This is a genomic window from Acinetobacter sp. ANC 5378 (assembly GCF_013004315.1).
GTDB lineage: Bacteria > Pseudomonadota > Gammaproteobacteria > Pseudomonadales > Moraxellaceae > Acinetobacter.
Genome location: NZ_JABERK010000005.1, coordinates 128057 through 141804, shown reverse-complemented (window position 1 = coordinate 141804; position 13748 = coordinate 128057). Strand labels below are relative to the sequence as shown.

General features: G+C 39.5%; 10 protein-coding genes. 9 read left to right on the top strand and 1 reads right to left on the bottom strand.

Features of this window, described 5'->3' with window-relative positions; translation table 11 throughout:
• The first annotated feature begins 90 nt into the window (after window positions 1–90).
• The gene (locus HLH16_RS01435; protein WP_171527946.1) at window positions 91–1698 is read left to right on the top strand and encodes a GMC family oxidoreductase; all 1608 of its coding nucleotides are present in this window, start codon (window positions 91–93) and stop codon (window positions 1696–1698) included.
• Between the two features lie 173 nt (window positions 1699–1871).
• On the top strand, window positions 1872–3302 hold the full coding sequence (locus HLH16_RS01430) for a coniferyl aldehyde dehydrogenase (protein WP_250850209.1): 1431 nt from the start codon (window positions 1872–1874) through the stop codon (window positions 3300–3302).
• Between the two features lie 86 nt (window positions 3303–3388).
• Here the strand turns inward: HLH16_RS01430 and cysK are convergent, their stop codons facing one another.
• Window positions 3389–4387: a cysteine synthase A gene (cysK, locus tag HLH16_RS01425; RefSeq protein WP_214646586.1), complete on the bottom strand. Its 999-nt coding sequence runs from the start codon at window positions 4385–4387 to the stop codon at window positions 3389–3391.
• A 266-nt stretch (window positions 4388–4653) separates the two neighbouring features.
• Between cysK and plsB the strand changes: the two genes are divergently transcribed.
• From plsB to HLH16_RS01390, 7 genes are all read left to right on the top strand, one after another.
• Window positions 4654–7155, top strand: coding sequence for a glycerol-3-phosphate 1-O-acyltransferase PlsB (gene plsB / locus HLH16_RS01420; protein ID WP_171527945.1), 2502 nt, complete (start codon window positions 4654–4656; stop codon window positions 7153–7155).
• A 184-nt stretch (window positions 7156–7339) separates the two neighbouring features.
• Complete coding sequence (locus HLH16_RS01415) at window positions 7340–7657, top strand: ArsR/SmtB family transcription factor (protein ID WP_171527944.1); 318 nt, start codon at window positions 7340–7342, stop codon at window positions 7655–7657.
• Between the two features lie 101 nt (window positions 7658–7758).
• Window positions 7759–9492: a SulP family inorganic anion transporter gene (locus HLH16_RS01410; protein WP_171527943.1), complete on the top strand. Its 1734-nt coding sequence runs from the start codon at window positions 7759–7761 to the stop codon at window positions 9490–9492.
• 280 nt (window positions 9493–9772) lie between these two features.
• Window positions 9773–10966 (top strand): serine/threonine transporter SstT, encoded by a 1194-nt coding sequence (sstT, locus tag HLH16_RS01405; RefSeq protein ID WP_131287185.1) that lies wholly within the window; start codon window positions 9773–9775, stop codon window positions 10964–10966.
• 32 nt (window positions 10967–10998) lie between these two features.
• Complete coding sequence (locus tag HLH16_RS01400; protein WP_171527942.1) at window positions 10999–11673, top strand: YoaK family protein; 675 nt, start codon at window positions 10999–11001, stop codon at window positions 11671–11673.
• A 14-nt stretch (window positions 11674–11687) separates the two neighbouring features.
• Window positions 11688–12224: a DUF2058 domain-containing protein gene (locus tag HLH16_RS01395; protein WP_171527941.1), complete on the top strand. Its 537-nt coding sequence runs from the start codon at window positions 11688–11690 to the stop codon at window positions 12222–12224.
• A gap of 243 nt (window positions 12225–12467) precedes the next feature.
• A complete protein-coding gene (locus HLH16_RS01390; protein ID WP_171527940.1) occupies window positions 12468–13739 on the top strand; it encodes a mechanosensitive ion channel family protein in 1272 nt (423 codons plus the stop codon).
• Window positions 13740–13748: the final 9 nt, after the last annotated feature.

Below are 13748 nucleotides of genomic sequence, written 5' to 3'. Positions count from 1 at the left end.
AGATCAGTTTCAATAGGTGATAAAAACAATAGAAATATCACTTAAAACAAAAATGACATTCAAGAATAAATAACAGGAACAAGGTCCTCTATGGAAAACCAGACGTTTGATTATATTGTCATTGGTGGCGGCAGTGCCGGTTGTGTATTGGCGGGGCGTTTATCCGAAAATCCAGATATTTCAGTGTGTTTATTAGAAGCTGGCAGTCATGGCAATACATGGACGGTGAATACACCCGCTGCAGCCGTGATCAGCATACCCACAAAAATCAATAACTGGGCCTTTGAAACCGTGCCGCAAAAAGGTCTGAATGGCCGTAAAGGCTATCAACCACGCGGGAAATGTTTGGGTGGCTCATCTGCCATTAATGCCATGATTTATGTGCGTGGACATCAAAAAGACTACGATCAATGGGCAGAACTCGGCAATCACGGTTGGAGTTATCAGGAGGTGCTGCCCTACTTCATTCGCTCGGAAAATAATCATGATATTGAAAATGAATATCACGGCAATACCGGGCCATTGTCGGTATCGAATTTGCGCACTGACAGCCCATGGCATGAGCGTTATATTACGGCAGCCAAAGAACAGGGTTATAAAATTCTGGATGACTTTAATGGGGCGGAACAGGAAGGTTTAGGCGTGTATCAAGTCACGCATATTAACGGTGAGCGCTGTAGTTCAGCACGTGCCTATTTATTTCCGCATTTGCAACGCCCCAACCTGACCATTTTCACCCATGCATCCACGCAGCGCATTTTAATTGAAAATCAGATTGCGGTTGGCGTCGAAGTTAAACATGCTGGTCAAATCAAACAGCTGCGTGCCAATAAAGAAGTGTTGTTAAGCGCAGGTGCGATGCATTCACCGCAGATTTTAATGCTTTCCGGTATTGGCGATGAAAAAGAGTTGTCTGAGCATGATATTGAGGTGACTCAGCATTTACCGGGTGTCGGTAAAAATTTTCACGATCATCCCGACTTTATTTTTAGTTATACCGTCAGTGAGATTGCCGGCACTTTTGGCGTGTCACTGGCCGGTACGATCGATCTGGTGAAACAAATTTCGCGCTATCGTAAAGAACGCCGTGGCATGCTCAGCACCAACTTTGCAGAATGTGGCGGCTTTTTAAAAAGTACACCTGAAAAAGACATTCCGAATCTACAGCTGCATTTTGTGGTGGCTTTGGTCGATAACCATGCCCGCACTTTCCATGCCAGCCACGGTATTTCCTGTCATGTTTGCCTGCTGAATCCGAAAAGTCGTGGCAGCATTAAAATCAGCGGTCCAAGCATCGATGATCCTTTGCTGATCAATCCGAATTTCTTTGATCATGAAGATGATATTGAAGATATGGTCAATGCCTATAAGGTCACAGAACAACTGATGCATTCACCGGCCTTAAAAAGGCTGCATAAAAAAGATCTGTTTTGTGCTTCGGTCAAAACCGATGATGAAATTCGGCATATTTTGCGTGAACGTGCAGATACCGTGTATCACCCGGTCGGCAGCTGTAAAATGGGCGTTGATGAAATGGCCGTGGTTGATCCGCAGCTTTGTGTCTATGGCATTGAAAATTTACGTGTGGTGGATGCCTCCATCATGCCAAATGTGGTCAATGGCAATACCAATGCGCCAACCATCATGATTGCTGAAAAAGCGGTGGATATGATACGCAATAAACAATTGCACGCTTAATTCAAACAGCAAGCTCAATTTATTCTCACCTCACTTAGAGTGACTTGTTGACATATTGGAACTCTTCATAAAATATTTATAATAAATTCAAAGTTATAAGCAAAGTGAGAATAACCAAATCATAATCAAAAATTCAGGTTATTCTCTCTCACCAAAGGCAAAGGATATGTAAGATGTTGAATCACAAAATGGATCAAAATACAGATCAAAATATCTCGATCGAATTACAGCAATTATTCGAGAAACAACAACAGGCATTTACTGAAAACAGTTACCCGAGTTTAGAACAGCGTAGACAGCATCTTAAAACCTTGCAGCAATTGATTCTGCAGAATAAAACCGAGATTAATCTGGCGATTAGCCATGATTTTTCCAACCGAAGTCATTCTGAAACTGAAATGTTCGAGGTCATGACCAGCGTACTCGGCATTAAATACGCGTTAAAAAATTTGAAAAAATGGATGCGTCCCAGCAAACGTCATATTGGTATTCTTTTCCAACCTGCGACAGGTTATGTCCTGTATCAACCTGTCGGTGTGGTGGGTATCGTTGTGCCATGGAATTATCCGCTGTTTTTAGCCATTGGTCCCCTCTGCCAAGCACTCGCTGCAGGAAATCGAGTCATCTTAAAAATGAGCGAATATACGCCTGAATTTTCTGCATTATTCAAGCAACTGATTGCGCAAGCCTTTCCTGAGGATTTGGTTAGTGTGGTCAATGGTGATGCAGAAGTTGCACAGAAATTTACTCAATTACCTTTTAATCACATCTTATTTACCGGTGCCAGTGAAGTCGGTAAACATGTGATGCGTGCAGCAGCCAACAACCTCACACCAGTGACGTTGGAACTCGGTGGAAAGTCTCCAGCACTGGTTTTAGCCGATGCCAATATTCGTGAAAGTGCACGACGGATTGCCTTTGGCAAAGCCATGAATGCCGGACAGACCTGTGTTGCGCCCGATTATGTGCTGATTCCTGCGCAATTGCAGGCCCAATTTATTGAAGAATATGCGACTGCGATTCAGGAGTTTTTTCCAAAATTAGCCGATAACCCTGATTACACCGCGATTATTAACGAGCGACAGCTCAATCGTTTAAATCACTATCTTGAAGATGCAACTGCAAAAAATGCGACTGTTCATGTCATTACCGATGCCTCTTCAGGACGACGTTTAGCACATTATGTTTTAAGCAATGTCACAGATGATATGCAGGTGATGCAAAATGAAATTTTTGGTCCATTATTGCCAATTGTTACTTATCAGCAGCTTGATGAAGCGATTAACTATATTAATCAAAGACCGCGTCCTTTAGCTTTATATTATTTTGGTTATAACAAGCAAGAGCAGCAAAAAGTCCTCATGCAAACCCACAGTGGCGGTGTTTGCCTCAACGAAACCTTGGTTCATGTTGGACAGGAAGATTTACCCTTTGGCGGTGTAGGTACATCAGGACTGGGTAATTATCATGGCTATGAAGGATTTGTCACCTTTAGCCATGCGAAAGCTGTGTTTAACCGACCGAAATTTAGTTTGATGCGTCTGTTCTATCCGCCTTATGGCACATTTATTCAAAAACTGATTTTAAAACTGTTTATCCGTTAAGGTTTTGTGATTCATACAAACTGAATAAAAAAGGCTGAAGATCAACTTCAGCCTTTTTACTTATCATCAGAAAAATTCGTGCCGCATTAATCAGCAGAAATATCTTCAAATAAAACTGAAGATAAATAACGCTCACCCGCATCCGGTAAAATCACCACAATGGTTTTTCCGGCATTTTCAGGACGTGCAGCTAATTGTGCTGCCGCTGCCATTGCTGCACCACTTGAAATACCCACCAGAATACCTTCATGTGTCGCAGTTTTACGCGCCCATTCAATCGCTGCTGAACTTTCAATCGCAATGACTTCATCAACCAAATCCAAATCCAGATTTTTTGGAATAAAGTTTGCGCCAATACCCTGGATTTTATGCGGTCCCGGCGTTAATGGCTCACCACGTTTAGTTTGTCCAATAATCGGTGATTCAGCCGGTTCAACAGCAACCGAATAAAGCGGCTGATTTTTTACCTGCTCAAAATAACGTGAAATACCTGAAATGGTACCGCCTGTTCCTACACCCGAAACTAAAATATCAACTTTACCACCGGTTGCTTCCCAAATTTCAGGACCCGTAGTTTGCTCATGAATTTTAGGGTTGGCCGGATTTTCAAATTGTTGCGGTAAATAATACAGTTCCGGTTGTTCAGTGGCTAAACGCACTGCTTCATCCACAGCACCTTTCATGCCTTTAGCCGGTTCAGTCAGAACCAGATTTGCGCCAAATGCCTTTAAAACTTTACGACGTTCAACACTCATACTTGCAGGCATGGTTAAAGTGATGTCATAACCTTTTGCAGCCGCTACGAATGCAAGTGCAATCCCGGTATTTCCACTAGTCGGTTCGACAATATGCATCCCAGGTTTAAGCAAACCTTTTTCTTCAGCATCTGCAATTAAAGCGGCACCTACACGACATTTCACAGAAAATGCAGGATTACGGCTTTCAATTTTAGCCAGTACCGTTGCAGGTGAAGAAATTGAACGATTGATACGAATTAAGGGAGTGTTGCCAATAGATTCAGCATTATTACTATAAACCGCAATGCCTAAATTATTTGGTGTTGGAAATGCAGAATCTGTACTCATTTTAACTCCTTGAGCGATCTTTTGATTTTAAAGTCATGCCTTTCATCATAAGCCATTTAGACCCTGAAGATAAGATTTTCTATTCCAATTTTTTTCGCTTTAAGTATATATTTAAGCCTAAAAAACAAATATTTTTTCACATCCTCACAGCTGGGTTTTCTTAAATAGTTACAACTTAAATGACTTATTTGTCGTCAATAAGATTTGTATTTATCCTTGTTATTGCACACAATATCAAGCAAATGAAAACTGATTTAGGGAATACAATGTCTAATAAGGGTTATAGCCGATTCTATCGACAATTTACGCAAAAGATTCTAGATAAAATCGTGACACCTCAAGTCTTAGGCAATACTGAAGAATTAGAAAAAACCATAGAACAGCAACTCGATAAAAAAATAATTTGTTATGTTTTACAAGATGCGTCCATCAGCAATACCGTCATCATTGATACTGAAGCCCAAGCACGAAAACTGCCTTCGGTTTTTACACCGTTAAGCATTCAGGAGTTTAAAGAAGATGACTCCATTCTGGCTTTAAATGTACCGAGTTCCAAAAATGAGGCCTACCATTATTCGGCAAAACTCATTCGACTGATTGAAGCTTTGGAAAAATACCCTGAATACGATATTGAACTGGTACCGGTCACCGTTTTATGGGGACGCTCACCTGAATATGAAAATTCCTGGTTTAAAGCTTTATTTGCGGATGCATGGGCGACCCCATCCAAACTAAAACAAGCCTTGAATATTTCATTATATAGTCGTGAAAACTACATTGAGTTTCATAAGCCGATTTCGCTTAAATCCGCGATTGAAAAAGCCAAAATTGAACATCCGAATTTTTCACCCGCGCATTCTATTGTCAAAGAACTCAATACCAATTTTAATAAACATAAAGAAGCGATTTTAGGTCCCGACTTATCGGACCGTCGTAATCTCATTAATAAGTTAATGAAAACCGAAACGGTTCAAGATGCGATTCGCAAAGAAAGTATTGATCATAAAATTAGTATGTTTGAGGCAGAAAATCGCGCTAAAGGTTATTTAACCGAAGTGGTTTCTGATTTTTCATATTCCACCTTACGTTTCGCGGAACTTGCCTTGACCAAGTTATGGACGCAACTTTATGACGGTATTAAAGTGCATAATTTCGATACGGTGCGTGAATTAGCGAAAGATTATGAAATTGTCTATACGCCATGCCATCGCAGTCATATCGATTATTTATTGCTCTCTTACGTGATTTTTAACCGTGGACTCATGGTTCCACACATTGCCGCGGGAATTAATTTAAACCTGCCTGTTGTGGGACAAATCATGCGTGGCGGTGGTGCCTATTTTATTCGCCGTACGTTTAGTGGCAATGAGCTTTATACTTCGGTTTTTAAAGAATATTTACACAGTCTTTTATCGCGTAACACGCCTTTGGAATATTTTATTGAAGGTGGACGTTCACGTACCGGGTTATTATTGCCGCCTAAAAAGGGCATGCTTTCGATGACAGTACAAAGTCATTTACGCGGTGCGACCAAACCGATTGCTTTTATTCCGACCTATTTTGGTTATGAAAAGCTGATGGAAGGTACCTCGTACTTAAATGAACTGAATGGCAAACCCAAGGAAGCCGAATCGATCTGGGGCATTTTAAGTTCAGCGCGTAAAATTGAAAAAGTCTTTGGACAAGTCCATGTTAATTTTGGCGAACCCATTTTTCTGGATAAAATTTTAACTGCCAATCACGCAGATCAAATTAAATTAAATATTAATGATGAATTACCTCAACCTGTCGTTCAAACCGTGAATCAGGTTGCGAGTTCAATTTTAGAAAATATTAATAAAGCGGTCGTAGTTAATCCTATTTCACTGATCTCACTGATTTTACTCAATGTTGAAAATCATGCTTTAAGTGAACATGATTTAATCTCGCAGATTGATCAATATCGTCAATTATTAAATGACGCAAAATACGATTCCAGAATGATGATGACGGAATTATCCAGCGCAGAAATTATTCAATATGCTAAAAAATTAAAACAGGTTGAAACTTTTAGTCAAAATAATGAAAACTGGATTCGTGTGGCTGAAAGTCAAAAAATTCTGTTAAGTTATTTTAGTAATAATATTCTGCATTGTTTTATTGTTCCTGCATTAATCGCCATGCTGATTCAATCTTATAAAAAGATCTCATGTCACTATTTAATCGATAACGTTAAAAATATCTATCCCTATTTTAAAGAAGAGTTTTTCTTAAAATGGAATCTTGATGAACTGGAAAATGAAATTGGATTAATTTTAAATAGTTTAGAACAATTAGGCTGGATTGTTCAGCAAGACAATACGGTATCCATTGCATTAGATGAACAGATGCAAAATAAGCTGTTATCACTTGCGCATCTATCTAGCTCTAGCCTGAATAACATGATTATGATTTCAGAATTACTCAAGCAGTACGCTCCGACTCAAGCGCTGAGCATGAAAGAGTTAGAGAAAATGGGTAAAGCAGTATTGCAAAAACTTTTCCAAACTCAAAAAATTCAATCTGGCTATTATTTTGACAGTGCAACCTTAAAAAGCTTTATTTCAATACTGAAACAAAACAGCCTATTAAATATTCAGGATGATCATTTTGTGATGAGTGATGATTTTGAAGAAAAAATGTCGGCCATTTTTAATTGGTATGACCTTGATACTCGTCAAGCCATAATCGAAGCGCTTCATTTTAATGAAAAAGAATTAAAACAATTTAAGCAACCGGCTAAAAAATAAGTTCCGCATTTTTAGCGCTAAAATAAGGCATGGAGTTAAAACTCCATGCCTTATTTTATTTATATAAGAATATTTGATATTTAGCTTCATTAAAAACCATTGAAAATATTCCTTTTTCCTCATGTATTCAATTATGCAGCCCTTATACTGCGTATATGACTGATGAGTAGTATGGAAATGCTGTATGAACACCGATCTTGAAATTGCCTCTATGCATGGTTCTGTCGATATCGTTGTCACGATATTAAAATCACTCGCCAATACAGATCGCCTACTTATTTTATGTCATCTTGCTAAACAAGAACTTAATGTTTCGCAAATTGAAGAAATGACCCAAATTAATCAACCCACCTTATCTCAACAGCTGATGATGTTACGCAAAAGTGATGTAGTTTCGACCCGTCGTGACGGAAAACAGATTTTTTACTCGATTAAGGATGAAAAAATGGTGCAGCTGTTAAATACTTTATATGATTTGTATTGTCCTAAAAATATAATTTAATTAAATGAATATCAATTATTTATCTTAGTCATTTGAATAGCTTAAGACTTCTTAGCATTTTTTATGCATAATATATCTAAAATAGTGATTTAGTTTTAGATATGTCAGATTTAAAGACTCGCTTAACGACGTTGTTGCCCGCTTGGCAATGGCTGCAAAAATACAATCAAGCCAAATTTAAATCTGACCTGCTTTCTGCACTGATTGTCATTGCAATGCTGGTTCCGCAAGGTATGGCCTATGCCATGCTTGCAGGCTTGCCACCTATTATGGGTTTATATGCCAGCATTCTGCCGATGATTATTTACGCCATGGTCGGTGGTAGCCCTACGCTATCGATCGGTCCGGTTGCCATTATTTCCATGATGACCTTTGCCACTTTAAATCCACTATTTGAAGTCGGTTCTCCGGTTTATATACAAGCCGCCTGTCTGCTTGCAGTGATGGTCGGTGTGATTTCATTATTGCTCGGGATTTTTAGATTTGGCTTTCTGATTCAACTGATTAGCCATCCCGTGATTAAAAGTTTTATTATTGCTTCCGCTTTGCTGATTGCTTTAGGTCAATTCAAATTTCTGATCGATGTTCCTTTAAATGCCAATAATGTCCCTGAATTTTTGCTGAGTTTGTGGCAGTACATTCGCTATAGCAATATTCAAACCTTTATTTTTGGCCTTCTTGCTTTATTATTTCTCATCTATCTACCTAAAGTTTTAACCTCTAATGCCATTCAAAGTCGCATCGGCCCAACTGCTTTTATTTCCAAAGCATTGCCTCTGGTATTGGTGGTTGTTTCAATTGCCGCGGTTTATTTTCTAAATTTGCAACAGTACGGCATCAAAACCGTAGGAGAAATACCTTCAGGATTTCCCCCTATTACTATGCCATTTTGGAATTTGGACTTGGTCATCACCTTATTACCGGGTGCTGCGATGATCGCCATGATTAGCTTTGTCGAGTCTTTATCCATCGCACAAGCCACTGCATTACAACAGCGCAGTCATTTAAACAGCAACCAGGAACTGGTAGCTTTAGGTTTAGCCAATTTAAGTGCAGGTCTGAGTTCTGCTTTCCCCGTCACAGGCAGTTTGTCACGTACCGTGGTAAATGCGGACTCTGGTGCTAAAACTCCACTCGCAGGTGTGATGTCATCACTGCTGATTGTTCTGGTCAGCCTTTATTTCACCGGATTTTTTCGTGATTTGCCTTTAGCCATCTTGGCAGCGACCATTATCGTTTCTATCTGGAAGCTGGTCGATTTCAAACCGTTTATTGAAACCTGGCGTTATTCAAAAGCCGATGGTATCGCGATGTGGATTACTTTTTTTGGTGTGATCTGCATTGATATTACGACCGGTTTAATTATCGGTATTGTCTCCACCTTTATCCTTTTATTGTGGCGTATCAGTCGTCCACATATTGCAGTGATTGGTCTGGTTGAAGGCACGCAGCATTTTAGAAATGTGCAACGTCATCAGGTACTGACCTCTACCAAAGTTATTTCCCTGCGTATCGATGAAAATCTTACCTTCTTAAATACCAATACCTTTAAAGGTTTTTTAATTAATGCGATCAGTCCCTATGCTGATTTGGAACATGTGGTGATTAACTGTTCGAGTATCAGTGCAATTGATTTCAGTGCTTTAGAAATGCTGGAAGATATCAATGCCGAATTTAGAAAACTTAATATCAAATTGCATTTTTCGGAAATCAAGGGTCCAGTGATGGATAAATTACAGCATTCAAAACTGTTAAAGCATTTAAGTGGTCAGATTTATCTGTCCCATTTCCAGGCCATGCAGCAGCTTTCACCTGAAGTTTTTTTAAATGAATGAGATAAATACATAACTATAAATAGATCCAGCCTGTTCACAATCATGGGCTGGATTAAATCTAGTCCATGATGGTGAATAAATGAATCACTTCTAGAAAAAAATCCGACACAATATTTGAATTTTTCGACTTGAAAAATATTTAAAAATAAAAATATCAACTTTAAAAATAAGTATTTAGTTTTTATATAAAAATTATTTTTTAGCAGCAACTCTTTTAGGTATAAAATGGGAGCATATTTGTGAATTTTTTTAGTCCTCGTATTTGTAACAAGGCACCCTTATGTTCTCTGCTTTAATGCGTTTGAGTTTAGTCTCCCGAATTATTATCGCCATTATTTTAGGTATTGGTGTTGCTGTTTTGTTCCCTAATGTGGCTCCCTATTTAAGCCTGTTGGGTGACTTGTTTATTAAAGCTCTTAAATCTGTTGCACCTATATTGGTTTTTGTGTTGGTTTTATCGTCTATTGCGAATTTTAAAGTCGGACATAGCGCTAAAATCAAACCGATTATGGTGATGTATAGTGTTGGGATGTTATTGGCTGCATTAAGTGCAGTAATTGCCAGTATCATTTTTCCAAGTACCTTGTTTCTGGATATCCCTGCAAACACAGACTTGCAACCGCCAGGTAGCCTGATTGAAATCTTAAAGAATCTTCTTTTAAGTTTTGTGGCTAACCCTGTTGTGGCGATTAGTGAAGCGAACTTTATTGGTATTTTGGCTTGGGCTGTTGCTTTGGGTGCTGCATTCCGTCATGCCAATGACACTACAAAAGTGCTGCTCACCGATGCTGCAAATGCCGTAAATACAGTGATTCGTCTGGTGATTAATTTTGCCCCTGTTGGTATTTTTGGTCTGGTTGCTGTCACCGTTGCAGAAGCCGGGTTAAGTACGTTTGAAAGCTATGCACAATTATTGGCTGTGCTGATTGGCACCATGTTTTTTGTGGCATTGGTGGTTAACCCAATCATGGTGGCATTTGTTACCCGTGCAAACCCCTATCCGCTGGTTTTACAATGTCTACGTGAAAGCGGGATTACCGCATTCTTTACCCGTAGTTCGGCTGCAAATATTCCAGTGAACCTGGATTTAGCCAAACGTTTAGGCGTGAGCGAATCTACCGCGAGTGTAGCTATTCCGCTCGGTGCAACGATTAACATGGCGGGTGCCGCAGTCACCATTACCATTCTTACCTTAGCCACGGTCAATACTTTGGGTATTTCGGTTGATTTCACCACCATGCTGGTTTTATCTGTGCTTGCAACCGTTTCTGCTTGTGGTGCATCGGGTGTTGCCGGTGGTTCTTTACTGCTGATTCCTGTCGCGTGTGGCCTGTTTGGCATCAGTTCAGATATCGCCATGCAAGTGGTTGCCATTGGTATGGTCATCAGTGTTTTGCAAGATTCGACTGAAACTGCATTAAATTCTTCTACAGATGTGCTATTTACTGCTGCTGTTGACCGCGGTTTAGATTAAGATAGTCATTATTAAGATTTTTTTATGACGTCATGCCTCTTCAAACTTTACCGCTTTGGGTTCAATTAGGTGCTTTTTTTCTTGCAATGAATGCAGGAATGATTAACGTCCTCGGACTGATTACCGTATTACATCAGTCCGTTTCACATATGACCGGTAATGTCAGCATGTTGGCCATGGCTTTGCTGCATTGGCATCCTGAACAGATCCTCTACTTGAGCTTGGTTGTCCTATGTTATGTGATCGGCTCCTGTTATAGCGGATTGATACTGGGAAATAGCCACTTTAGCTTAGGACGCCGTTATGGTTATCCTTTAAGCTTGGTGGCTTTTTTTATTGGTCTGTGCTGGTTTCTACTGCCCTATTTCCCCCGTTATGCCCTGCTTTGGGCGTGTGCAGCGATGGGGGTGCAAAATGCCATGATCAGCCATTACAAAGGTGCAATTATCCGAACCACCCATTTGTCTGGTGTTTTGACCGATTTGGGTTTAGCGTTAGGTTATCGCTTACGTGGCTTAGATGTAGATCGCAGACGGATTATTCTCCATTTAGCCATTTTATTTGGCTTTTTCATGGGCGGCTTAGTTGCCAGCATGATTTATCCTTATTTAAAATTAAATTCATTCCTTGTCCCTGCGCTGTTAAGCTGGATGCTTAGCGCCGTATATTGGGTTATTTATTTTCGTTATCGACGTAGTCAAGAGTAGTTTCGGAATTTATTATGGTCAAAAATGCATTACAGGCTCAATTGCTAAAAGCCGGTTTAGTCGATAATAAAAAGGCTAAAAAACTGTCTAAACAGGCGGTTCATGAGCAACGTACTGGACAAAGCAACGAAGCCGAATTGAAAGCGAAAATTGCGCAAGATAAGCAAGAGAAACTCGCGAAAGACCAAGCCCTGGATTTAGAGAAAAAACGTCTGCTGCAAGGCAAAGAATTAAAAGCTGCCATTATCCAGATGATCAATCAGCACAAAATTCGCGACATCGATGGCGAAGTGGCTTATCAATTTATTGATGACAGCAAAATCAAAAAGATTTATCTGAATCAGCAAATTTATAATGCGCTGGTTTCAGGTTCATTGGTGATTGCCAAAGAAAGCGAAAGTTATGCCGTTTTGCCTAAAGCTTTGGCAGATCGTATTAATGACAAAATGGAAGGCTTCATTATTGTCAATAATTCTGAAAAGAATGAACAAATCACCGATGAAGAAGATCCATACGCAGCTTATGTGATCCCTGATGATTTGATGTGGTAAGTTCAGCTTATCTTTTTATCTGTAATTAAAAATAGCGATGTCAATATGGGTATTGGCATCGTTCCAAAATTAAAAACAAGATGGAATAAAATTCCAAAAATACTCGCTGCCTGATCTCAACATGACACAAAGTCGTTAATTCAGTTTGGGTTCATGTAGCTAAAACGTTATCTTTAGCGATGATTAAAACATAACTATATAAACTATAAAGAATTTTTAATTTTCTATATTGAGGGTGCAGTTTTGCAGCATTTTGCTTTTATCCAGAATATTCAAGATTGGTCAGATCAATATCCATGGTTGGAGATGCTGACCTCTTTAAGTATCTTGATTTTCCTGGCAGTTCTTGCAAATTTTATTGCCAAGCAGGTGGTGGTTCGGGGTATTCGCAAGCTTGTCTCCAAGATGAAGTCGGCGAATTCGAGTATTTTTGCTGAACATAATGTTATCCGCCGTATTTCCAACATCGTGCCTGCGATTGTGATTATGAATGGCATCGTGACAGTTCCGCACCTTTCAGAAAAAATAGTCACTTTTGTTCAAATGGGCGCGCAAGCCTTTATTTTCCTGACTCTGGCACTGGCCATCAGTGAATTTTTAAGCATTTTCAATCTGATTTATCAACGTAATCCAAAATCAAAAAATAAGCCGATTAAAGGCTATTTACAGCTGGTTAAGCTGATTATCTTTATTGTCTGTGGCTTGATGATTTTAGGCACGTTCCTAGAAAAAGATGTCTTTACCTTGCTCGCAGGCTTTGGTGCCATGGCGGCAGTGCTGATGTTGGTGTTCCAAAATACCATTCTGTCTTTAGTTGCTTCAGTGCAGATTTCATCTTATGACATGGTGCGGGTTGGCGACTGGATTGAAATGCCGACCCTGAATGCAGATGGTGATGTCATTGATATGTCATTACATACCATTACCGTGCAGAACTTTGACAAGACTTTTACCACCATTCCGACCAACAAACTGGTGACGGATACCTTTAAAAACTGGCGTGGCATGGCTGCTGCCGGTGTGCGCCGTATCAAGCGATCAATCTATATTGATCAGAGTAGCGTGCATTTTATGACAGAGCATGAACAGCAAAAACTTAAAGAGTTTTTATTGCTCGATCAATACTTAAATACCAAACATAATGAACTGGAAAGCTTCAATCAGCAATTGTCGAATCAGGCTTCCTATAATCAGCGCCGTTTAACCAATTTAGGAACATTTCGTGCTTATATCGAGTTTTACTTAAAACAGCATCCCGGCATCGCACAAAATCAGTCTTTAATTATTCGCCAATTACAACCAACTAGTGAAGGTTTGCCGCTGGAGATTTATGCTTTTACAAATACCACTGTATGGAAAGATTATGAAGCGATACAATCAGATATCTTTGATCACCTGATTGCAATTATTCCAGAATTTGGTTTGAAAGTGTATCAGGCTCCTTCTGGCGCAGATTTTAAGCAATTTGCCGCTGTTTCAGCACCGGTAGCAGAACAAAATGATCCATCAGTTTAAGTTTTAAAT